Consider the following 23,331-nt stretch of genomic DNA (forward strand, 5'->3'; position numbering starts at 1 on the left):
GGCGAGCCGCCGGTTGTGGAGAGAAGTTATGCAAGGCAAGTACAGTTCTGAACTGACGCTACCGCTCAACGAGTTGTTGACGGTGGTGCTGATTACTCACAACCGGCCGGCGTTCCTGCGCCGTGCGGTGAAGTATTACAGCAGCTTGCCCTGCCGAATCATGGTGCTGGATTCCACGCCGGAACGTCCGGAAGGCAATTTCTCCGCCGTCGATTATCATCATGTACCGCAATTTGCCTACTGGGGGATGCAGGCCAAACTGGCCTATGGCGTCGAGCAACTGAGCACGCCATACATGGTGCTGGCGGCGGATGACGATTTCATCGTGTTCGATTCGCTCTGCGAGTCTGTCGGCTTTCTTCAGGCCAATCGTGACTATGGCATGTGCCACGGCTATTGCCTGATGTACCTGGCGAAGGCCGATGGCGTGAACTACTACCGCCGCGACAAGAAGGTTCAGGAAGACTATTCGTCCGAGCGGGCGCAGGATCGCGTCATTGACTACATGAGTCAGTACATCCCGCCGTTCTACGCGGTGACCCGTACCGACCTGATGAAAACCTGGCACTCGTCATTGCCGCCGGGGACCAACTTCCAATGGCAGGAAATCGGGCACGTGTACTTCCTGCTGGCGAGCGCCAAGGCACGGATCCTGCCGATTCCCTATGTGGTACGCGAGATCAACTACGGCGTTTCCGAACACAATACCGACGTGTATCACTCGCTGACCTATCTCGACGGCAAGTCGGTCGCCGAACGAGAGGCGTTTGCCGAATTCCTCGTCTCGCTGCCGACCGGTATCCAGAACCTCGATGCAGGGCAGGCCAAGGCATTTGTTCTGGAGAGCTTTGCGGCGATGGCCGAGAGCCTGACGGTCCGCCGGGCGCTGACTGCCGAGTTGATCTTCGAGTCGACCTGGAATCAGCAATTGCGGCGGCCTGATCGGCGTTTCGGCCCACTGCAGTACGTTGAGATGCCGTTCTACAACCAGACGTTTTTCGATCTTCTGGAACAGTTTGAATTCATGATGCACACCCTGCCGGCGGGTCGCCTTCAGTTGGAAGGGCTGGAAGGTGTATGGACGCGTCAGGCGCATCTGCTCCAGGCGCGCAATAACGATACGCCGCAGAGCGTGGTCGACCGGTTGTGGCAGGCGCATGATCTGAATGCGTTCAATCAGGTGGTTGCCAGGCGTCTGGCCGCGCAGCTGCAAGTGCTCGATGACGAGACGGCGGCGCAAACGATGGATGAATGGGTCGCCCGCCTCGAAGCGCTGACGGTCGACGATCATCAGGTTACGTTCGACAAGATGCAATCGGGACGTTTGTTGAATTGGCTGTCTGCTCGTGCACCGGCCATCGAGCAGCTCGAGTCGATCAGCCAACACGTGGCTGCTGAAGGTGGTGGCCTGCAGTTCGGTATCTTCCTGCTTGATCTGGACAACGACATCGACAAGTTGCAGGTGTCGCTCGACAGCCTGGTCGAGGGGCACTGCAAAGCGTTCAGGATTGTCGTGTTCACCACCGGTGATGCGCCGGCAGCGACCACTGCGCAGAACACCCTGCACTTTGTCCGTGTCACGCCCGGCAATCTCGTCGACAAACTCAACCAGAGCGCTCAGCAGTCGCCATGCGACTGGTTGATATTGGCTCAGGCCGGTGATGAGTTCACCGCTAGCGGCCTGCTGCGCGCCAGCCTTGAACTGATGGGTGCCCAAGGTGTGCGTGCTGTCGCCGCCGATGAAATCCAGCGCAAGGAAAATGGTGCACTAGTCGACGTGTTCCGCCCCGGATTCAATCTTGATCTACTGCAAAGCGCGCCGTCCCTGATGGCGCGGCATTGGTTGATCCGTCGCCAAGTGCTGCTTGACGCCGGCGGCTATCAGGCCGATTTCAGCAAGGCGCTGGAGTTCGATCTGTTGCTGCGCATCATCGAGCAGGGTGGCCTCGACGGCCTCGCGCATCTCGACGAGCCGCTGCTGATCACCGAGCAGGCGCCTCTGGAAGAAAACGCCCACGAACGTTTGGCATTGCTGCGCCATCTTGGCAACCGCGGCTACAAGGCCAAGGTCACTTCGGCGGCGCCGGGCACTTGGCAGATCGATTATCGCCACACTGAGCAGCCACTGGTTTCGATCATTGTGCCGGTCATCGATGATTTGCCGGCGCTGCGCCGGTGCCTGGAAGGTGTGCTACTACGAACCCGTTACAGCCGCTATGAAGTATTGCTGGCGGCCAACGCGCAGCAGTCGGCGGCGGTCAATGACTGGCTGGGTACGCTGCACCATGCCAAGGTCAATGTCTTGCGTGCCGATCAACCGCTGAGCGAAGTCGCCTTGTACAACGCCGCCAGCCAGCAGGCTCAAGGTGACTATCTGGTATTGCTGGCCGCTGACAGTGAGGTGGTCAATCCGAACTGGATCGAGTCGCTGCTCAATCACGCCCAGCGTCCGGAAGTCGGTATCGTCGGTGCCAAGCTGGTCGACCGCGACGGCATGGTCTCGCACGCCGGTTTGATCCTTGGTCTGAACGAGGGTGTGGGTTCGCCCTTCGTCGGCGAAAAACACAAGGCTGAAGGCTATATGCAGCGCCTGATGGTCGAGCAGAATTACTCGGCCGTGTCGAAGGTATGCCTGATGGTGCGCAAGGATTTGTTCAACACGCTCGGCGGGCTGGACGAAGAGACTTTCGCCGCAGGCTACAGCGACGTCGACCTGTGCCTCAAGGCCGGTCAGGCCGGTTACCTCACCGTCTGGACGCCATCCGTGCAGGTGCTGCACACCGGCGAGCAGCCAACGGCCGTCGAGGCGCTGCAAGCGCTGCGCGAAAAATGGCCCGACGCCTTCGCGCACGACCCGGCCTACAACGCCAACCTGGCCCTGACCGGCAAAGGTTTTACCCTGGGCGAAAGTGCCCCGATCAAATGGGCACAGTTGCTCGCTTAAGCTCGCCGGACAGGAATCAGAACATGTTCAACGGTCAATCGATCTTCATCTCCGGCGGCACCGGCTCGTTCGGGCGCAACTTCGTCCGTCGCCTGCTCGAGCAATACCAACCCAAGCGCGTCGTGGTCTTCTCCCGCGACGAGCTGAAACAGTACGAGATGCAGCAGACCTTCAACGCGCCGTGCATGCGTTATTTCATCGGTGACGTGCGTGACGCCGAGCGCTTGCGTCAGGCGATGCGCGGCATCGATTACGTCGTGCATGCCGCCGCGTTGAAGCAGGTGCCGGCGGCGGAGTACAACCCCACCGAATGCATTCGCACCAACGTCAACGGCGCAGAAAACATCATCGCTGCGGCGATCGATAACGGCGTAAAAAAAGTCGTCGCGCTGTCCACCGACAAGGCGGCCAGCCCGATCAATCTGTACGGCGCGACCAAGTTGCTCTCGGACAAATTGTTCGTTGCCGCCAACAACATTGCCGGCGAGCAGCAGACCCGATTCGCCGTAGTGCGCTACGGCAATGTCGCCGGTTCGCGCGGCTCGGTAGTGCCGTTCTTCAGCAAGCTGATCGCTGACGGCGCGCAAGAATTGCCGATCACCGACGAGCGCATGACGCGGTTCTGGATCACCCTCGACCACGGCGTGCAGTTCGTCCTCGACAGCTTCGCCCGCATGCATGGCGGCGAAGTGTTCGTGCCGAAGATCCCGTCGATCCGCATCGTCGATCTGGCGCGCGGCATGGCCGAGCATCTGCCACACAAGAACGTCGGCATTCGTCCCGGCGAGAAGCTGCATGAGCTGATGGTGCCGCTGGACGATGCGCGCATGACCCTTGAGTTTGAAGACCATTACACGATTCAGCCGTCGATTCGTTTTACCAGCGTCGACGTCGATTTCGCCGTCGATAAACTCGGTGAACGTGGGCGCGCGGTCAGCGAGGATTTCGAGTATCGCTCGGACACCAACCCGCATTTCCTTTCAGTGGGGCAGATCGCTGATCTGCACGCGAAGCTGTCGGTATGATCCCCTACGGTCGGCAGAGCCTCGATCAGGCGGACATCGACGCGGTGGTCGAGGTGCTGCAATCGGACTGGCTGACCCAGGGGCCGACCATCGAACGCTTCGAACAGGCCATGGCCGCCCGTTGCCAGGCCGATTTCGCCGTGGCGGTGTGCAACGCCACCGCGGCGCTGCACATCGCTTGTCTGGCCGCTGACCTGGGGCCGGGCGATCGCTTGTGGACCTCGCCGAATACGTTTCTGGCTTCGGCCAATTGCGGGCGCTATTGCGGCGCCAAGATTGATTTCGTCGACATTGATCCGCTGACCTGGAACCTCGACGCCTTTGCCCTTGAAGCCAAGCTCGAACAGGCCGAACGCGACGGCACGCTGCCCAAAGTCCTCGTCGCCGTCGCATTCTCCGGGCAGAGTTGCGATATGCGCAAGATTGCCGACCTGGCGGTGCGCTACAACTTCACTGTGATCGAAGACGCCTCGCACGCCGTGGGCGCCAGCTACGCCGGGCGCCCGGTTGGTTGTGGCGACTTCGCGGCGATGACGGTGTTCAGTTTTCACCCGGTGAAAATCATCACCAGCGCCGAGGGCGGCATGGTCCTGACCAATCGCCCGGCGCTGGCCGAACGTCTGCGACGCCTGCGCAGCCACGGCATGACCCGCGATCCGCAACACATGACCGAACCCAGCCACGGGCCGTGGTATTACCAGCAGATCGAGTTGGGTTTCAATTATCGGATCACCGATCTGCAGGCGGCGCTGGGTCTGTCGCAACTGCGCAAACTGGATGAGTTTGTCGCAAGTCGGCGCGAACTGGCGGCACGTTACGATCAGTTGCTTGCTTACCTGCCGCTGACCTTGCCGAGCGCGCAGGAAGAGGCGGAGTCGGCCTGGCACTTGTATGTGATTCGCTTGCAGACCGAGTGCATCAGCCTCAGTCACCGCCAGGTCTTCGAAGGTTTGCGCGCCGCCGGTATTGGCGTGAATCTGCACTACATTCCCGTGCATTTGCAGCCTTACTATCGGGATCTGGGGTTTGCCGAGGGTGATTTCCCCGAGGCCGAGCGCTATTACGCCGAGGCGATCAGCTTGCCGGTGTACCCCTTGCTGACTGATGAGCAGCAGGATCATGTAGTCGAGCAACTGCGGCGACTGACCGAACGATGACCGCTGCGGCGGTAGACGAGACTGTGTATGCGCGATCTGAGCGAGCAGGAAAGATTCTGGCAGGGTGAGTTCGGCAACCATTACGTTGAGCGCAATGTCGGCCAGGCGCTGGTGGCGGGCAATCTAGGGTTTTTCGCCAAAGCGCTGAGCCGCGCGGGTCGCGTCGACAGTCTGCTGGAGCTGGGTACCAACGCCGGCAACAATTTGCAGGCATTGCGTCAGTTATTGCCGCGTTGCGAACTGTTCGGTGTCGAGATCAACGAAAGCGCGTGCGTGCAGGCGCAGGCGCTGGACATCGCGCAAATCTGGCACGGCTCGTTGTTCGATTTTCCTGTCGAGCGCCGCTACGATCTGACACTGAGCAAAGGCGTGCTGATCCATCTGGCTCCCGAGCTGTTGCCGCGCGCCTATGCGCAGATGTACGAGCTGAGCCAGCGCTACATCCTGATCGCCGAGTACTACAATCCGGCACCGATGGAAATCGCTTACCGCGGTAACAGCGGCAAGCTGTTCAAGCGCGATTTTGCCGGGGAAATGCTCGATCGCTATAGCGATCTGCAATTGCTCGACTATGGCTTCGTCTATCACCGTGATCGGCAATTTCCGGCCGATGACATCACCTGGTTCCTGTTGGAAAAACGCCCTTGAGCAACGTCGCAATCATCCCTGCCCGTGGCGGCAGCAAGCGTATCCCGCGCAAGAATCTCTTGCCGTTCGTGGGCGTGCCGATGATTGTCCGCTCGATCCGCACAGCGCTGGAATCAGGTTTGTTCGAGCAGGTAGTGGTCAGCACCGACGATGACGAAATTGCCGACATCGCGAGGGCGCACGGTGCGCAGGTACCGTTCATGCGCCCGGCGGAACTTGCCGATGATTACACCGGCACTGCGGCGGTCATCGTGCACGCACTGCAGCAGTTGCCGTCCTTCGATTTCGCTTGCTGCATTTACGCTACTGCGCCGCTGTTGCAGGCACGTTATCTGCGTCAGGGTTTGGAGTTGCTGGAGCAGCATCCGCATCGATCATTTGCGTTCTCGGTTTGCGATTTCGCGTTTCCGGTACAGCGTGCACTGACAGTCGACGGGGACGGCGCCTTGACGGCGTTGTATCCCGAGTTTCGCAATACTCGTTCGCAGGACTTGCCCGAGGCGTTTCAGGATGCCGGGCAGTTTTACTGGGGCCGCAGCGCGGCGTGGTTGCGCGGTGATGTGCTGTATTCGCCAGCCAGCCTGCCGGTGATTCTGCCGCGATATCTGGTCCAGGATATCGACACCCCCGAAGACTGGCAGCGCGCCGAATACCTTTACGCGGCGCTAAAGGCCGGCGGAGAACTGCAATGAGGGTGCTGATCCGCGCCGACGCTTCGCCGACCATTGGCAGCGGCCACATTGCCCGCTGCCTGACCTTGGCGCGGGTGCTGCGCGGGCAGGGCAGTCATGTCGCATTCGCCTGTCGGCGTTTGCCGGGGCATCGACTGGATGCCCTGAATGCCGAGGGCTTCGAGACCTTCGCGCTGCCCGAGCGCTATCGTGACGAAGACCCGCTGCAGGCCATCGAATCGATGTTGCCGTGGCAGTTCGATATTGATGCACTGGGCCAACTGCTGGACGCACAGGCGCCGTTCGACTGGATCATCGTCGACCATTACGGCCTAGATCATCACTGGCAAACCGCGGCCCGGCGCTGGGCGCATCGAATCGCCGCCGTGGATGATCTGGCCACGCGGCGCTACAGCGTCGATCTGCTGCTCAATCAGAACCTGTCCGGTCTTAGCGAAAACTACGCGCCGCTGCTGCCGCCAGGCTGTCGCACCTTGCTCGGCCCGCGCTACGCCATGCTGCGCGAAGAATTCAACTGCGATGCCATCGAGATCAAACCGAAGGCCCGGCGCGTGCTGGTGAATTTCGGCGGTTTCGACGCGGCGAGGCAAACTCATCATGCGATGCTGGCGCTGGCTGATTTCACTGAGTTGCAGGTGAACTTCGTCGCTGGCGCCGACAACCCGGCGTGGACGCAGATGCAAGCGTTGGCCGAGACGCGGCCGAACTGGCGCCTGCACAGTTTCGTCAGCGATTTCCATCAACGCATGACTGAAGTGGATCTGTTTATCGGCGCCGGCGGTGGCACCAGTTGGGAGCGCGCGGCGCTGGGTTTGCCGACCATCTGCATCGCTGTGGCGAACAATCAGCAGGCCAATGGCGAAGTCATGGCCGCTGCCGGTGCGCATGTGTTCATGGGCGCCCGCGAGCAGGTCAGCGTCGAGCAGTTGCGTGATGCGGTCGGCTTCGTCGTGAACAATCATTTTTTGCGCCGCAGCCTCGCCGAGCGTTCGCGGCAACTGGTCGACGGACGCGGTGCCGAACGCGTGGCGGCGGCGCTGGCCGGCGCGGTGCTGAAACTGCGCCCGGCAACCCAGGACGATGCGCGTTTGTTGTTCGATGGGCGCAATGCCGAAGCGGTACGGCGCTGGTCGCTGGAAACCGGTGTGATCGATTGGACTCAGCATCTGAACTGGCTGACAGCGACCCTGCGCAATCCGCAACGGTTGCTGTTGATCGCCGAGGCGGATGATGGTCCGGTCGGGGTGCTGCGCTACGACTTGCGCGGGTTCGATGCCGAAGTGTCGATCTATCTGCTGGAGGGGCGTTTCGGCCTCGGTTGGGGCAGGGCAGTGCTCAGCCGTGGCGAAGCATTTGTCGCTGCGCACTGGCCGCAATTGACACGCATCACTGCGCGGGTCATGCCCGACAATCAGTCTTCATTGAAAGTCTTCCGCGACGCCGGGTTCATCCAGGAAATCTGTGCGTTCAGCCGTGTTTTGAAGGATCACCCGCATGTCTAGTTTCAAGATTGGCCAGCACACCATCGGTGCCGATGCGCCGCCGTTCATCATTGCCGAGATGAGCGGCAACCATAACCAGTCCCTCGACGTCGCTCTGCAAATCGTCGAGGCGGCGGCCAAGGCCGGGGCGCATGCCTTGAAGCTGCAAACCTACACCGCCGAAACCATGACCCTGAATTTGGCTGAAGGTGAATTCTTCATCAAGGATCCGGGCAGTCTGTGGGCCGGCACGTCGCTCTACGATCTCTACGAAAAAGCCCACACACCGTGGGAGTGGCACGCGCCGATTTTTGCTCGGGCCAAGGAGTTGGGGATGCTCGCGTTCTCGACACCGTTCGATGACAGCGCGGTGGATTTTCTCGAAGGCCTCGAGGTGCCGGCGTACAAGATTGCCAGTTTTGAAAACACCGATCTGCCGTTGATCCGTCGAGTGGCAGCGACCGGCAAACCGCTGATCATCTCCACCGGCATGGCCAGCATCGCCGAACTGGATGAAACCGTGCGTGCCGCCCGCGAGGCCGGCTGCAAGGATCTGGTGTTGCTCAAGTGCACCAGCACCTATCCGGCCACGCCACTCAACAGCAATGTGCGCACGATCCCGCATCTGCGTAAGTTGTTTGGATGCGAGGTCGGGCTGTCAGATCATTCGATGGGCGTTGGCGTGTCGGTGGCGGCGGTGGCGCTGGGCGCGACGGTGGTGGAGAAACACTTCACCCTTGATCGTTCGGCCGGTGGCGTGGACGCGAGTTTCTCCCTGGAGCCTGCGGAGCTGGCCAGTCTGGTGGTCGAGACCGAACGAGCCTGGCAGGCGATGGGGCGTGTTCAGTACGGTCCGACCGAGGCCGAGCGCAAGTCGCTGGTCTATCGCCGCTCGCTGTATGTCACCGCTGACATGGCCGCCGGTGAAGCCTTTACCGGCGTCAATCTGCGCGCCATTCGCCCCGGTCTCGGCCTGCCGCCCAAGCACACCGAAGCCGTCCTCGGACGCCGTGCGCGCAACGCGATCAAGCGTGGCACGCCGTTGGATTGGTCGCTGATCGAATAAGCCTATCTGCCATCGATTCGGCAAAATAGCGTGACCTGCGAGTCATAACGCGCATCTTCACTGTATTGTATTGACCGGGGAGATGGCGCCTGGCCCGTTTTGCGGTTCCAGTGATAGCCCTTTGCGCTTCCCGTGGCTGCCCGTTGTGGCGGCCGTTTTCTGTTTGTCGGCGCCCCTCGAATCCTTGCGAGCGGTGGTTTTGGGCTGTTTTTTATTGGGAAGCCGTAATGATTGGCATAAAAAGCATTGCGAGCTACGTTCCTGTAGCCGGCGTGGACAATTACGCACAAGGTGCAAAATTCGAAAAGGATGAAGAGTTCATCCTTGGCAAGATCGGTTCGGCGTTCCTGCCGCGCAAAGACGCTGAACAGGAAACTTCCGATCTGTGCGTGGAAGCGGCCAATGCGCTGTTTGCCAGCAATCCTGAACTCAAGCGTGAATCGATCGACGCGTTGATTGTCGTCACCCAGAACGGTGATGAAGAAGGCCTGCCGCACACCGCTGCAATCGTGCAGGACAAACTCGGTCTGCCAACCAATGTGGCAGCGTTTGACATTTCCCTGGGCTGCTCCGGTTACGTCTACGGCATCTACGCGATCAAGGGCTTCATGGAAGCCGCCGGCCTGAAGAATGGCCTGCTGATCACCGCTGACCCGTACTCGAAAATCGTTGACCCGGAAGACCGCAACACCACCATGCTGTTTGGCGATGCCGCCACCGCCACCTGGATGGGCGAAAACCCGACCTGGGCGCTGGGCAAGGCCAAGTTCGGCACCGACGGTTCCGGCGCACCGCATTTGAAAGTCAGCAACGGCGTGTTCTTCATGAATGGTCGTCAGGTCTTCAACTTCGCTCTGCTGAAAGTCCCGGCGCACTTGCACGAGCTGCTCGACGATTCCAATCTCAAGGCCGATGACATCGACGCATTCTGCATTCACCAGGGCAGCGCGGCGATTGTCGACGCCGTGGCGCGACGCTTCGAGGGCGAACCGGAGAAGTTCATCAAGGACATGGTCGAGACCGGCAACACCGTGTCGTCGAGCATTCCGCTGCTGTTGGAAAAACACGTCCTCGACTCTGACTGGCAGCGCGTTGCGCTGAGCGGTTTTGGTGTCGGTCTGTCGTGGGGCTCGGCGATCATCTATCGTCCGTAAGCTGCAGCAAAAACCACTGATACAAAAATAGCGTTCAAGGTTAACCTTGAACGCTATTTTTTTGCCCGAGAAGGAGCGCGAGGCGCCATGAGCGAGTTTTTCCAAGCCAATGCCGAGGTATTGCAACGGCGCTGGCCGGCGCTGTTCGAGCGATTGATGGCTGAAGACAGCGCGTCCGTGCAGGCCGAACTCGTGCAAGGACTGGGCTCGACGCTGAGCGTTGACGGCATTCAGTTGACCAGTCGCCATGATCGTCTGCATGAGGCGCAGGTTCAGGCGGCAAGCCTGCCGGCAAAACCGCATCTGCATGTCTATGGCACCGGCCTGGGCGATTTGCCCGGCGTGCTGCTCAAGCGCGCCGGCCTGGAAAAACTGTACGTACACATTCTCAATGGCGCGCTCTTTGCGCTGGTGCTGCAGTTGCTCGATCAGCGCCAGTGGCTGCAGGATCCTCGGGTCGAACTGTTTTACGCCGGTGATCACCCTGACTTCTTCACGCCATTCTTTGCCTTGCCGGCCGAGATGCTGCTGGCCGATGACTTCAATGCAAAGGTCCGCGACCGGCTGATCAATGAAGTGCACCTGACGTTCAACAATCGCGATTTCGATCCGCAGTCGCCAGAAATCCAGCAACGCGTGCAGGAATGTCTGCCGGTGTTGCTTGGCGATGACGATGTCGCGCAGCTGTTCGGCAGTTGCGCTGGACGTGAAATCTACGTAATCGCCACCGGGCCGACGCTGGAGCAGAATTTCAAACGTCTGGCGGCGATTCGTCAGCTTGCCGAGCGGCCGTTGTTCATCTGTGTTGATACCGCTTATCGACCGTTGCGCGAACATGGCATCGTGCCTGATCTGGTGGTGAGCATCGATCAGCGCATCGGCTTTCGGCATCTGCCCTTTGAGGCATCTGACGGCATTACGCTGGTGTACCTTCCGATGAGCGACCCGCAGGTATTGAAGGCATGGAAGGGCAAGCGCTATGGCGGCTATTCGGCCAGCCCGATCTATGCCGAGCTGAAAGAACAGTATCCACGCGGCGAGCTGCACGTCGGCGGCAGCGTGATTCATCCGGCGGTGGATCTCGCGGTGAAGATGGGCTCCGAGCGAATCACCCTGTTTGGCGCTGACTTCGCTTTCCCGATGAACAAGACTCACGCCGGTTGGAATGACGGCGATCTCGGACCACCGGTGAACCAAGCGCGGCACTGGGTGCGCGATGGCCACGGTCAGCGCGTCAGCACTCAGCTGAATTTTCGCGGCTATCTGTGTGTGCTCGAGCGTTATATCTCTGCGCATCCAAAGGTCGAATTTCTCAACAGTAGCCGCGCCGGTGCATTGATTGCCGGGACCGCTTTCAATCCGGAGTTCGTGCAATGAGTGCGCTGAGTCAGTGTCAGGATCAGTGTCGTCAGTGTGCCGCGTTGTTTCGCCTTGGGCGTGACGTTGAGGCGGCACTGACGATGGTCGATGTATTCGAACAGGCCCAGCAATGTCTGGCGTCTGCCTCAGTGGATATCCAGCAGGCGTGGGCACAGGTGCTCACGCAAATGCTCGACTGTCAGGAGCGCCAGGACTGGTTGGGCCTGGCTGACTATATGGAATACGAACTGGTTGAATTGCTGGAAAGTGCCAGGCGCTGAACCGCTGCGCAGCGCTGGCCCGCGGCTTTGCGTTACAGGCGGTTTTATGACGTCATTTTTTCGCGCTGGATGTGCTGCTAAGTCTTTGTTTTCTCGGGGGTGGCGTGGTGATGGCAAAATTTTTTCAAAAAGCCCTCAAGCAACCTGCAATCCCGACGATAACTATTACGAAGGTTCTCTAGGCCATACCCGGCGGTTGCCAGGGCCGGAAGCCGCAGTACCCAACCAACGAGGAATTCGTCATGGCTTTAACAGTAAACACCAACACCACATCGTTGAACGTTCAGAAAAACCTGAACCGCGCTTCCGACGCTCTGTCCACTTCGATGCAGCGCCTGTCTTCCGGCCTGAAAATCAACAGCGCCAAAGACGACGCCGCTGGCCTGCAGATCTCCAACCGTATGTCTTCGCAGATCCGCGGTAACACCCAGGCCATCCAGAACGCCAACGACGGTATCTCCGTTGCCCAGACCGCTGAAGGCGCTCTGCAAGCTACTACCGACATCCTGCAGCGTATGCGTGAACTGGCTGTTAAAGCCCGTAACGGTACCAACGGCACTGCTGACCAGACCGCTACCAACGCTGAATTCGCTCAGATGTCTGACGAGATCACCCGTATCTCGGCTTCGACCAACCTGAACGGCAAAAACCTGCTGGACGGTTCGGCTGGTACTGTGACCCTGCAAGTGGGCGCAAACACCGGTTCGGCTAACCACATCGACCTGGTACTGAGCTCCAAGTTCGACGCCGTCAGCCTGTCGGTTGGCAGCGGCACTGTTGTACTGACTGGCGCCAGCCCTTCTGACGCTGCCGTCGCCATCGACAGCGCGATCACTGCAATCGACGCAGCTATCGCTAACATCGGTGCAACCCGCGCCAGCCTGGGTGCTTCGCAAAACCGTTTGACCAGCACCATCCAGAACCTGCAGAACATCACTGAAAACACTACCGCTGCTCAGGGTCGTGTACAGGACACCGACTTCGCCGCTGAAACTGCTAACCTGACCAAGCAGCAGACTCTGCAGCAAGCTTCGACCTCCGTACTGGCTCAAGCCAACCAACTGCCTTCCGCTGTACTGAAGCTGCTTCAGTAATTTCGGAATGAGTTTGAGCGGGGGAGTGCGCTTGTCGTGCTCTCTCGCTTTTTTACGTTAAGAGGTGATGGGCATGGACATGAGCGTAAAGCTTAACGTGTCTTATCCGGCTCCCAAGCCAGTGCCACCGGTTGCTGACAAACCGTCAGAGCTGCCTAAAGTCCAAAAGACTGAAGCGCCGGTCGCTGCCAAGGATCAGGATTCGGACGACGCCAAGTTGAAACTGGCGGTGCAAGAGATAGAAAAGTTCGTCCAGTCGATCAAGCGTAATCTGGAGTTCTCGATCGACGAGCATTCCGGCAAGGTCATCGTCAAGGTGATCGCGAGCGAGACGGGTGAAGTCGTTCGACAGATTCCTTCCGCCGAAGCCCTCAAGCTGGCCGACAGCCTCGCCAATGCAAGTCATGTATTGTTCGACGCCAAAGTCTGATAAATGGCATGAATAGTGTTTGTTCGTTCTCAGGACGCGTGTAACGGTCAAAAGAATGGCAACAATCTGAAGGGAGATGCACATGGCAAGTCCAATTCTACCGGGTTCCGGACTGGGTTCCGGCCTGGACATCGGCGCGATCGTGACCGCGCTGGTCAACGCCGACAAGTCTGCCAAGCAGACGCAGATCGATACTGCGACCAAAACCAACAGCCTGAAGATCTCCGGTGTCGGTTCGCTGAAAAGTGCACTGGCTGCGTATCAGAAAGCGATGGGCGATCTGAACAAAGCTTCGAGTCCGGCGTTTGCCGGTTTTACCGCAACGTCTGACACACCATCGGTTGTCGGTGCTACCTCGGATAAAACCGCCGTACCGGGTACTTACAGCGTCGTCGTGAAAAACCTGGCCACCGGCTCGAAAGTTGCCAGTGCCGCCTTTGCCGGCGGGGCCGCCAGTGCCATTCCGAGTGGTACTCTGAAAATCAGTCAGAATGGCATTGATTACAATGTCGCGATTCCGGCCAATGCTACATTGCAGTCCACGCGCGATGCGATCAACACCGCGCAGTCCAGCAATGGCATTTCCGCGAACATCGTGACTGACAGTACCGGCGCCTCGCGTCTGGTACTGAGCTCCAACAAGACGGGCGCCGGCATGGACCTGCAGGTCAGCGGTATCGCCGGTCTCGAGATCGATGGCACCCAGAAGATGGGTGACAGTCCTGCGGCAGGGGCATCCGGTGCGGTCGGTGATGTGGCCAAGGACGCTAGCCTGACCATCGACGGACTGGCCGTTACCAGCAAGACCAATACCGTGACCGGTGCGATCAGCGGCATGACGCTTAACCTGACTGCTGCCAGTCCATTGGTCAATGGCGTCGCAACGCCAGCGACCGTTTCGGTTGCGACCAATACCGCCGGCATCCAGACATCGCTGCAATCGTTCATCGATTCCTATAACACCCTGAAGAAAACCATCGACACCTTGTCCAAGGCAACGCCGGATGCCGACGGCAATCTGACCGTTTCGGCGGCGTTCACCGGTGACGCTCTGCCGCGTTCGTTGATGGCCGATGTGCGCGCTCAGTTGACCGATCCGGGGGCGGGCGGAGCAGGCCAATTGTCCGTGCTTTCACAGATGGGTGTGTTGACTGACAGTAAAACCGGTTTGCTGACGCTCGATACCGCAGTATTCAACAAGCGTATGGAAATTCCTGGCATGGCTGGCCAGGTTCAGCAGCTCTTCAGCGGCACCGATGCCAAGAATGGTCTGTTGGCGCGTATGACTGCGGCGGTTGATCCGTACGTCAAGACTGGTGGGCTGCTCGATCAGCGCAGTTCCAACCTGACTAATCTGACATCGAGCCTGCAAAAGCAGCAGGCGGCGCTGGATCTGCGCGTGGCCAACCTGACGACGACATTGACCGCCAAGTACAACGCCATGGACTTGCTGGTCGGCCAGATGAAGGCAACGGCGAGCAACATCACGTCGTTCTTCAGCTCGCTGAATGCGCAGCAGTCGGCGAAGTAACAGTCAATAACGACAAAAACCCGGCTACGCTTTATCGGCGTGCGCCGGGTTTTTGTCTTTTGATCTAAAGTTTTCGGACCGGTTGGCGATACACTGGTTATACGAGTCAACGTGGCAATGAGGTAGAACATGAACCCGATGTTAGCCCTTCGGCAGTACCAGAAAGTCGGCGCCCATGCGCAGACGTCCGAAGCGAGCCCGCACCGTTTGGTGCAAATGTTGATGGAAGGTGGCCTGGCCCGGATTGCGCAGGCCAAGGGCGCCATCGAGCGCAAGGATATTCCCGGCAAGTGCACGGCGATCAGCAAGGCCATCGGCATTGTCAGTGGCCTGCGTGAAGGTCTCGACCTTGAAAACAATGCAGAGGCACTGGCCGATCTGGATGGCCTGTACATCTACATGATGAAGCGCCTCGCCGAGGCGAACATCAGCAGCGATCCCCGTGTACTTGACGAAGTCGCCGGCCTGCTGACAACGGTCAAAGAAGGTTGGGACGCCATCGCGCCCGTGCCGGCTCCGCAGTTCTGAAGGAGATCACCATGAGTCTTGTATTGCAGCGAATAGCCGATACCCGCGAAGCGTTGGTCGGAGCATTGGCCGAACGAAACTGGGAAGCCATTGGTGAGCTGGATCTGGCTTGCCGTTCCTGCATGGAAGACGTCATGGCGGAAGCTTCGCTGGACGAAGTTGCGTTGCGCGATAACCTTGAAGAGCTGCTATTCGTCTACAAAGAGCTTCTCGAGGTGGCAATGGGCGAGCGGCAGGCGATAGCCAACGAGATGTCGCAGATCACCCAAGCGCAAAAGGCTGCAAAGGTTTACCATCTGTTTGGTTGATTAACCGTCAGTTAAACCAGACATGTGCGCCATAAACTTGACTGTGCACGGTTTTTTGACTTAACTAGTGGCTATTATCAGGTTTAGGGCGTCTACAGGCACATGGTGTCCTGCAAGCGTCTCGCTTGCCTTATTTTTCGGGCATTGAGTTGACTAGGGAAGTTGCTATTGCATGTGGCGTGAAACCAAAATTCTGCTGATCGATGACGATAGCGTCCGCCGCCGCGACCTGGCGGTGATTCTAAATTTTCTTGGCGAAGAAAATTTACCCTGCGGCAGCCATGACTGGCAGCAGGCAGTCGGCTCTTTGTCGTCTAGTCGTGAGGTCATTTGCGTACTGATCGGGACCGTTAATGCTCCTGGCGCGCTTTTGGGCTTGCTAAAGACACTCGCAACCTGGGATGAGTTCCTTCCGGTTTTGTTAATGGGCGATAATTCTTCCGTTGACCTGCCTGAAGACCAGCGTCGCCGCGTGCTGTCGACCCTGGAAATGCCGCCCAGCTACAGCAAATTGCTCGATTCGCTACACCGCGCCCAGGTCTATCGTGAGATGTACGATCAGGCTCGCGAACGCGGCCGTCATCGCGAACCCAATCTATTCCGCAGCCTCGTCGGCACCAGCCGTGCGATTCAGCACGTCCGGCAGATGATGCAGCAAGTGGCCGATACCGACGCCAGCGTGCTGATCCTCGGTGAGTCCGGCACCGGCAAGGAAGTGGTCGCGCGCAACCTGCACTATCACTCCAAACGCCGCGACGCGCCATTCGTGCCGGTCAACTGCGGGGCGATCCCTGCAGAGCTGCTCGAAAGCGAACTGTTCGGCCACGAAAAGGGCGCCTTCACTGGCGCGATCACCAGCCGTGCCGGGCGCTTTGAGCTGGCCAACGGCGGTACGCTGTTTCTCGACGAAATCGGCGACATGCCGCTGCCGATGCAGGTCAAGCTGCTGCGCGTGTTGCAAGAACGCACCTTCGAACGCGTGGGCAGCAACAAGACCCAGAGCGTCGACGTGCGCATTATTGCTGCGACCCACAAGAATCTCGAAAGCATGATCGAGATCGGCTCGTTCCGCGAAGACCTCTACTATCGCCTGAACGTGTTCCCGATCGAGATGGCGCCACTGCGTGAGCGCGTCGAAGACATCCCGTTGTTGATGAACGAACTGATCTCGCGCATGGAGCACGAGAAGCGCGGTTCGATCCGTTTCAACTCGGCGGCGATCATGTCGCTGTGCCGTCACGGCTGGCCGGGCAACGTCCGCGAGCTGGCCAACCTGGTCGAGCGCATGGCGATCATGCATCCGTACGGGGTGATTGGCGTGGTCGAGTTGCCGAAGAAATTCCGCTACGTCGACGACGAAGACGAGCAGATGGTCGACAGCCTGCGCAGCGATCTGGAAGAGCGCGTGGCCATCAACGGCCATACGCCGGACTTCAGCGCCAATGCGTTACTGCCGCCGGAAGGACTCGACCTCAAAGACTACCTCGGTGGCCTGGAGCAGGGCCTGATCCAGCAAGCGCTGGACGATGCCAATGGCATTGTTGCCCGCGCCGCTGAGCGTCTGCGCATCCGTCGCACCACCCTGGTCGAGAAGATGCGCAAGTACGGCATGAGCCGGGCTGGAGGAGATGAACAGGCGGATGATTGACGCCTGTTTTTCAAGCGCTTCATTTATAAGCGGTTTTTTTTAGGCACGGGTATTGCTATAGCCCTCGCAACGTTCCGTTTCACTGACGGTCAGCCAAGCGAGAGAGCCCAATGCCCCAAGCCGCCCAGATCTCTTCTGCCTCCAATATCGTGGGGCAACCCTCGTCCGTAGAGCAGGCAAGTCGTCAGGGACTTGAGCAGGCCTTCCAGCTGTTCAACCAGATGTCGAGCCAGCTGACCGACTCCTACAGCCTGCTCGAAGCGCGGGTCACCGAGCTCAAGGGTGAGCTGGCCGTAGTCAGCGCCCAGCGCATGCAGGAACTGGCGGAAAAAGAACGCCTGGCCAATCGCCTGCAAAACCTCCTCGACCTGTTGCCCGGCGGCGTCATCGTCATTGACGGCCACGGTCTGGTGCGCGAAGCCAATCCTGCCGCCATCGATCTGCTTGGCTCGCCACTCGAGGGCGAACTCTGGCGCCATGTGATCGCACGCTGCTTCGCTCCCCGTGAAGACGACGGTCACGAAATCTCCTTGAAAAACGGTCGACGTCTGTCGATTTCCACCCGCTCGCTGGATGCCGAGCCGGGGCAGTTGGTGTTGCTCAACGACTTGACCGAAACCCGGCATCTTCAGGATCAACTGGCACGGCATGAGCGTTTGTCGTCGCTGGGGCGCATGGTTGCCTCGCTGGCCCATCAGATTCGCACGCCGCTGTCCGCCGCTTTGCTCTACGCCAGTCATTTGACTGAACAGCAATTGCCGGTGGAAACCCAGCAACGCTTTGCCGGCCGCCTGAAAGAGCGTCTGCACGAACTCGAACATCAGGTGCGCGACATGCTGGTGTTCGCTCGCGGTGAATTGCCGCTGACCGACCGCATTACGCCCAATGCCTTGATGCAATCGCTGCAGGCAGCGGCGCTGACCCATGTGCAGGATCTGCCAATTCGCTGGCAGTGCGACAGCCATGCCGGTGAGCTGCTGTGCAACCGCGACACACTGGTCGGGGCATTACTGAATCTGATTGAAAACGCCATTCAGGCCAGCGCCGGCGAAGCGCGCCTGAAAGTGCATTGCTACACCAGAGGCAACACCCTGCGTCTGTGTGTCAGCGACAGCGGCAGCGGCATTGAGCCGACAGTTTTGGCGCGCCTCGGCGAGCCTTTTTTTACTACCAAAGTCACCGGCACTGGCCTCGGCCTGACCGTGGTCAAAGCGGTGGCCCGTGCGCATCAGGGAGAATTGACCCTGCGTTCGCGAGCCGGGCGCGGCACTTGCGCGCAGGTCAGTCTGCCGCTGTTTTCCGCTGCACAGGGAGTTGAATAAACGTCATGGGCATCAAGGTGTTGCTGGTCGAGGATGACCGTTCGTTGCGCGAAGCGCTGGCCGATACGCTGCTGCTCGCCGGCCACGACTATCACGCCGTCGGCAGCGCCGAAGAAGCGCTGACGGCCGTCGCGCAGCAAGCTTTCAGCCTGGTGGTCAGCGACGTCAACATGCCGGGCATGGACGGCCACCAATTGCTCGCGTTGCTGCGCGCGCGCCAACCGCAATTGCCGGTGCTATTGATGACCGCCCACGGCGCCGTCGAGCGTGCGGTCGATGCAATGCGCCAAGGCGCGGCGGATTATCTGGTCAAGCCGTTTGAGCCAAAGGCATTGCTCGATCTGGTGGCGCGGCATGCGCTGGGCGGCATTGATGCTGGCGAAGCGGAAGGCCCCGTCGCCGTTGAACCGGCCAGTGCGCAGTTGCTTGAGTTGGCGGCGCGGGTTGCGCGCAGTGATTCGACTGTCCTCATTTCCGGCGAGTCTGGCACCGGTAAAGAAGTGCTGGCGCGCTATATTCACCAGCAATCGCGACGGGCGAGCCAGCCGTTTATTGCGATCAACTGCGCGGCGATTCCCGACAACATGCTCGAAGCAACACTGTTCGGCCATGAGAAGGGCTCGTTCACCGGCGCCATCGCCTCGCAGGCCGGCAAGTTCGAGCAGGCGGACGGCGGCACCATTCTGCTCGATGAAATCTCCGAAATGCCCCTGGGCCTGCAAGCCAAGTTGCTGCGCGTCCTGCAAGAGCGGGAAGTGGAGCGAGTGGGCGCGCGCAAGCCGATCAGTCTGGACATTCGCGTGGTCGCCACGACCAACCGTGATCTGGCCGGCGAAGTGGCGGCTGGGCGTTTTCGCGAAGACCTGTTTTACCGCTTGTCGGTTTTCCCCCTGGCCTGGCGTCCACTTCGCGAGCGCACTGCCGATATCTTGCCGCTGGCGGAAAAGTTGTTGGCCAAACACGTCAATAAAATGAAGCACGCAGCAGCGAAGCTGTCCCCCGAAGCTCAAGCATGTCTGACCGCGTACCCGTGGCCGGGCAATGTGCGTGAACTGGACAACGCCATTCAGCGCGCGCTGATCCTGCAGCAGGGCGGTTTCATTCAGCCGCAGGATTTTTGCCTGAGCGGTGCGGTGACATTTGCGCCGTTGCCGGTCACGGCATCGGTAAACCGGGAGGTGGAAATCGAGGCGGATTCTTCCGGCGCGCTGGGCGATGACCTGCGCCGCCGGGAGTTTCAGATGATCATCGACACCCTGCGCGCCGAGCGTGGCCGCCGTAAGGAGGCCGCCGAAAAACTCGGCATCAGCCCGCGCACCCTGCGCTACAAACTGGCGCAAATGCGCGATGCCGGGATGGACGTCGAAGGCTATCTGTTCGCCACCTGATCGATGCTGCAAAACATTCCAGATGCTTTTCTCAGAAGGGTGCCCACTAGCTGGCACCCTTGTTGCTAATACCTGTGTACCCGCCGAGTGAGTGTCAAAAAATTGCGGGCCGCCCAAGAGAGTAGACCATGAGCCAAGGTATTGAATTTAATCGGTTGATGATGGACATGCAGGCCATGAAAGTGGATGCCATGTCTGCGCGTAAATCGACTGCCGCTGTCCCTGAAATCGCGGGCAGCAGCTTTTCCGACATGCTCGGTCAGGCGATCAATAAAGTCAGCGATACCCAGCAGGCGTCGACTCAACTGGCCAATGCTTTCGAGATCGGCAAGAGCGGTGTCGACCTGACCGACGTGATGATTGCGTCGCAAAAAGCCAGCGTGTCGTTCCAGGCTCTGACCCAGGTGCGCAACAAGCTGGTCCAGGCTTACCAAGACATCATGCAGATGCCGGTTTAAGGGCGAAATAAGTCATGGCAGAAGCAGTCGCTGATAACGTTCCGGCCAAGGCCACCCCGATCGACGGCAAACCGCCGCTGTTCGGCCTGTCCTTTCTGGAAAACCTTTCCCAGATGACCGTGCTGCGTCAGGTCGGCCTGTTGGTCGGTCTGGCAGCGAGCGTGGCGATTGGCTTTGCCGTGGTGCTGTGGTCGCAGCAGCCGGATTACCGTCCACTGTACGGCAGCCTTGCCGGCATGGACGCCAAGCAGGTCATGGAAACCCTGGCCGCCGCTGACATTCCCTATAACGTAGAACCCAATTCCGGCGCCTTGCTGGTCAAGGCCGACGACCTGTCCCGTGCGCGGATGAAACTCGCTGCCGCTGGTGTCACTCCCAGCGACGGCAACATCGGTTTCGAAATCCTCGACAAGGAACAGGGTCTGGGCACCAGCCAGTTCATGGAAGCGACCCGTTATCGTCGCGGCCTCGAAGGCGAACTGGCGCGGACCATTTCCAGTCTGAACAACGTCAAGGGTGCCCGCGTGCACCTGGCCATTCCGAAGAGTTCGGTGTTCGTCCGTGACGAGCGCAAGCCGAGCGCTTCGGTACTGGTCGAGCTGTACAGCGGGCGTTCGCTGGAGCCGGGGCAGGTGGTGGCGATCATCAACCTGGTGGCGACTTCCGTGCCCGAGTTGAGCAAATCGCAGATCACCGTCGTCGATCAGAAGGGCAACCTGCTCTCCGATCAGGCGGAGAACTCGGAAATGACCATGGCCGGCAAGCAGTTCGATTACAGCCGCCGCATGGAAAGCATGCTCACCCAGCGCGTGCACAACATTCTGCAACCGGTACTGGGCAACGATCGCTACAAGGCTGAAGTTTCGGCCGACGTCGATTTCAGTGCCGTCGAATCGACTGCCGAGCAATTCAACCCGGACCAACCGGCGTTGCGCAGCGAGCAGTCGGTCAACGAACAACGCACCGCCAGCAATGGTCCGCAAGGTGTGCCGGGTGCCCTGAGCAACCAGCCACCGGCGCCTGCCTCGGCGCCGCAGACCACCGGTGGCACCGCCGCACCGGCCGGGATGATCCAGCCGGGTCAGCCACTGGTTGACGCCAACGGTCAGCAGATCATGGACCCGGCCACCGGCCAGCCGATGCTCGCACCGTACCCGGCGGACAAGCGTCAACAATCGACCAAGAACTTCGAGCTCGACCGTTCGATCAGCCACACCAAGCAGCAGCAGGGCCGTCTTAATCGCCTGTCGGTGTCGGTGGTGGTCGACGATCAGGTCAAGATCAACCCGGCCAACGGTGAAACCAGCCGTGCGCCGTGGAGCGCCGACGAATTGGCGCGCTTCACTCGTCTGGTGCAGGACGCCGTCGGTTTCGACGCCAGCCGTGGCGACAGCGTCAGCGTGATCAACATGCCGTTCTCCGCCGAACGCGGCGAAGTGATTGCCGATATTCCGTTCTACTCCCAGCCATGGTTCTGGGACATCGTCAAACAAGTGCTGGGTGTGCTGTTCATCCTTGTGCTGGTGTTTGGTGTGCTGCGTCCGGTGCTCAACAACATCACCGGCGGTGGCAAAGGCAAGGAGCTGGCCGGTCTGGGCAGCGACGTGGAACTCGGTGGCATGGGCGGCCTGGACGGCGAACTGGCCAACGACCGCGTGAGCCTCGGTGGTCCGCAGAGCATTCTGTTGCCGAGCCCGAGCGAGGGTTATGACGCGCAGCTGAATGCAATCAAGAGTCTGGTAGCTGAAGACCCGGGTCGCGTGGCTCAGGTCGTGAAAGAGTGGATTAACGCAGATGAGTGATAACCGAGCCGCCACCGTCAAACTGACCAAGGTCGACAAAGCCGCGATTCTGCTGCTGTCCCTGGGTTCGACCGATGCTGCGCAAGTGCTGCGCCACATGGGACCCAAAGAGGTTCAGCGCGTCGGCGTGGCCATGGCGCAGATGGGCAACGTCCATCGCGAACAGGTCGAGCAGGTGATGAGCGAGTTCGTCGACATCGTCGGCGATCAGACCAGCCTCGGCGTCGGATCCGACGACTACGTACGCAAGATGCTCACCCAGGCCCTGGGCGAAGACAAGGCCAACGGCCTGATCGACCGCATCCTGCTCGGCGGCAACACCAGTGGCCTCGACAGCCTGAAATGGATGGAGCCGCGCGCAGTCGCTGACGTCATCCGTTACGAACACCCGCAGATCCAGGCAATCGTGGTCGCGTACCTCGACCCGGATCAGGCCGGTGAAGTGCTCGGCAACTTCGACCATAAAGTGCGTCTGGACATCATCCTGCGCGTTTCGTCGTTGAACACCGTGCAACCGGCCGCCTTGAAAGAACTCAACCAGATTCTCGAGAAACAGTTCTCCGGTAACTCGAACGCCTCGCGCACTACCCTGGGTGGCATCAAGCGTGCGGCCGACATCATGAACTTCCTCGACAGCTCGATCGAAGGCCAGCTAATGGACTCGATCCGCGAAGTCGACGAAGACCTGTCCGGTCAGATCGAAGACCTCATGTTCGTGTTCAACAACCTTGCCGACGTCGACGACCGTGGCATCCAGGCACTGTTGCGCGAAGTCTCTTCCGATGTGCTGGTGCTGGCCCTCAAGGGTTCGGACGAAGGCGTCAAGGAAAAGATCTTCAAGAACATGTCCAAGCGTGCTGCCGAACTGTTGCGCGACGACCTCGAGGCGAAAGGCCCGGTGCGCGTCAGCGACGTCGAAACCGCTCAGAAGGAAATTCTCACCATTGCCCGTCGTATGGCCGAAGCCGGCGAGATCGTGCTCGGTGGCAAGGGCGGCGAGGAAATGATCTAAGCC

Annotated in this window: 21 protein-coding genes; all 21 read left to right on the forward strand. The window is 59.7% G+C overall.

Annotated elements, in window-relative coordinates; all coding sequences use genetic code 11:
* The first annotated feature begins 28 nt into the window (after positions 1 to 28).
* The 21 genes from BXA01_RS23555 to fliG all read left to right on the forward strand — a co-directional run bounded on the left by BXA01_RS23555 (position 29) and on the right by fliG (position 23,328).
* Entirely contained in the window at positions 29 to 2,944 is a 2,916-nt protein-coding gene (locus tag BXA01_RS23555; protein WP_076566563.1) for a TIGR00180 family glycosyltransferase, read from the forward strand.
* A gap of 23 nt (positions 2,945 to 2,967) precedes the next feature.
* Positions 2,968 to 3,969, forward strand: a complete 1,002-nt coding sequence (gene pseB / locus BXA01_RS23560) for a UDP-N-acetylglucosamine 4,6-dehydratase (inverting) (RefSeq protein ID WP_076566565.1) — start codon at positions 2,968 to 2,970, stop codon at positions 3,967 to 3,969.
* The gene (gene pseC / locus BXA01_RS23565) at positions 3,966 to 5,126 is read left to right on the forward strand and encodes a UDP-4-amino-4,6-dideoxy-N-acetyl-beta-L-altrosamine transaminase (protein ID WP_076566567.1); all 1,161 of its coding nucleotides are present in this window, start codon (positions 3,966 to 3,968) and stop codon (positions 5,124 to 5,126) included. Before pseB ends, pseC begins: the two co-directional genes overlap by 4 nt.
* A gap of 27 nt (positions 5,127 to 5,153) precedes the next feature.
* Positions 5,154 to 5,774 (forward strand): pseudaminic acid biosynthesis-associated methylase, encoded by a 621-nt coding sequence (locus BXA01_RS23570; protein WP_076566569.1) that lies wholly within the window; start codon positions 5,154 to 5,156, stop codon positions 5,772 to 5,774.
* Positions 5,771 to 6,466 carry a pseudaminic acid cytidylyltransferase gene (gene pseF / locus BXA01_RS23575; protein WP_076566571.1) on the forward strand — a complete coding sequence of 232 codons (696 nt, stop codon included), beginning with the start codon at positions 5,771 to 5,773 and terminating at the stop codon, positions 6,464 to 6,466. Before BXA01_RS23570 ends, pseF begins: the two co-directional genes overlap by 4 nt.
* Complete coding sequence (pseG, locus tag BXA01_RS23580; RefSeq protein ID WP_076566573.1) at positions 6,463 to 7,968, forward strand: UDP-2,4-diacetamido-2,4,6-trideoxy-beta-L-altropyranose hydrolase; 1,506 nt, start codon at positions 6,463 to 6,465, stop codon at positions 7,966 to 7,968. Before pseF ends, pseG begins: the two co-directional genes overlap by 4 nt.
* Positions 7,961 to 9,013, forward strand: coding sequence for a pseudaminic acid synthase (gene pseI, locus BXA01_RS23585; RefSeq protein ID WP_076566575.1), 1,053 nt, complete (start codon positions 7,961 to 7,963; stop codon positions 9,011 to 9,013). The genes pseG and pseI overlap by 8 nt, the downstream gene beginning before the upstream one ends.
* A gap of 227 nt (positions 9,014 to 9,240) precedes the next feature.
* The gene (locus BXA01_RS23590) at positions 9,241 to 10,167 is read left to right on the forward strand and encodes a ketoacyl-ACP synthase III (protein WP_016771093.1); all 927 of its coding nucleotides are present in this window, start codon (positions 9,241 to 9,243) and stop codon (positions 10,165 to 10,167) included.
* Between the two features lie 87 nt (positions 10,168 to 10,254).
* Positions 10,255 to 11,544, forward strand: coding sequence for a motility associated factor glycosyltransferase family protein (locus tag BXA01_RS23595; protein ID WP_076566577.1), 1,290 nt, complete (start codon positions 10,255 to 10,257; stop codon positions 11,542 to 11,544).
* A complete protein-coding gene (locus tag BXA01_RS23600) occupies positions 11,541 to 11,807 on the forward strand; it encodes a hypothetical protein (protein ID WP_076566579.1) in 267 nt (88 codons plus the stop codon). The genes BXA01_RS23595 and BXA01_RS23600 overlap by 4 nt, the downstream gene beginning before the upstream one ends.
* 242 nt (positions 11,808 to 12,049) lie before the next feature.
* Complete coding sequence (locus BXA01_RS23605; RefSeq protein ID WP_073472782.1) at positions 12,050 to 12,901, forward strand: flagellin domain-containing protein; 852 nt, start codon at positions 12,050 to 12,052, stop codon at positions 12,899 to 12,901.
* A 73-nt stretch (positions 12,902 to 12,974) separates the two neighbouring features.
* Entirely contained in the window at positions 12,975 to 13,331 is a 357-nt protein-coding gene (locus BXA01_RS23610) for a flagellar protein FlaG (protein ID WP_076566581.1), read from the forward strand.
* An 82-nt stretch (positions 13,332 to 13,413) separates the two neighbouring features.
* Positions 13,414 to 14,862, forward strand: a complete 1,449-nt coding sequence (gene fliD / locus BXA01_RS23615) for a flagellar filament capping protein FliD (protein ID WP_076566583.1) — start codon at positions 13,414 to 13,416, stop codon at positions 14,860 to 14,862.
* Positions 14,863 to 14,991: 129 nt separating this feature from the next.
* Positions 14,992 to 15,390: a flagellar export chaperone FliS gene (gene fliS, locus BXA01_RS23620; protein WP_041479013.1), complete on the forward strand. Its 399-nt coding sequence runs from the start codon at positions 14,992 to 14,994 to the stop codon at positions 15,388 to 15,390.
* A gap of 11 nt (positions 15,391 to 15,401) precedes the next feature.
* Positions 15,402 to 15,698, forward strand: coding sequence for a hypothetical protein (locus tag BXA01_RS23625; protein WP_016771085.1), 297 nt, complete (start codon positions 15,402 to 15,404; stop codon positions 15,696 to 15,698).
* Between the two features lie 172 nt (positions 15,699 to 15,870).
* Entirely contained in the window at positions 15,871 to 17,346 is a 1,476-nt protein-coding gene (locus BXA01_RS23630) for a sigma-54 dependent transcriptional regulator (RefSeq protein WP_041479014.1), read from the forward strand.
* A gap of 110 nt (positions 17,347 to 17,456) precedes the next feature.
* Positions 17,457 to 18,668 (forward strand): sensor histidine kinase, encoded by a 1,212-nt coding sequence (locus BXA01_RS23635; RefSeq protein ID WP_076566585.1) that lies wholly within the window; start codon positions 17,457 to 17,459, stop codon positions 18,666 to 18,668.
* Positions 18,669 to 18,673: 5 nt separating this feature from the next.
* Positions 18,674 to 20,056 carry a sigma-54-dependent transcriptional regulator gene (locus BXA01_RS23640; RefSeq protein WP_076566587.1) on the forward strand — a complete coding sequence of 461 codons (1,383 nt, stop codon included), beginning with the start codon at positions 18,674 to 18,676 and terminating at the stop codon, positions 20,054 to 20,056.
* 128 nt (positions 20,057 to 20,184) lie between these two features.
* Positions 20,185 to 20,514 (forward strand): flagellar hook-basal body complex protein FliE, encoded by a 330-nt coding sequence (gene fliE, locus BXA01_RS23645; RefSeq protein ID WP_016771081.1) that lies wholly within the window; start codon positions 20,185 to 20,187, stop codon positions 20,512 to 20,514.
* A gap of 14 nt (positions 20,515 to 20,528) precedes the next feature.
* Positions 20,529 to 22,316 carry a flagellar basal-body MS-ring/collar protein FliF gene (gene fliF / locus BXA01_RS23650; protein ID WP_071171439.1) on the forward strand — a complete coding sequence of 596 codons (1,788 nt, stop codon included), beginning with the start codon at positions 20,529 to 20,531 and terminating at the stop codon, positions 22,314 to 22,316.
* Positions 22,309 to 23,328, forward strand: a complete 1,020-nt coding sequence (gene fliG, locus BXA01_RS23655; RefSeq protein WP_016771079.1) for a flagellar motor switch protein FliG — start codon at positions 22,309 to 22,311, stop codon at positions 23,326 to 23,328. The genes fliF and fliG overlap by 8 nt, the downstream gene beginning before the upstream one ends.
* The last annotated feature ends 3 nt before the right edge of the window (positions 23,329 to 23,331 follow it).

Origin of the sequence: Pseudomonas sp. B10 (assembly GCF_900156235.1) — a bacterium.
GTDB classification, from domain to species: domain Bacteria; phylum Pseudomonadota; class Gammaproteobacteria; order Pseudomonadales; family Pseudomonadaceae; genus Aquipseudomonas; species Aquipseudomonas siliginis.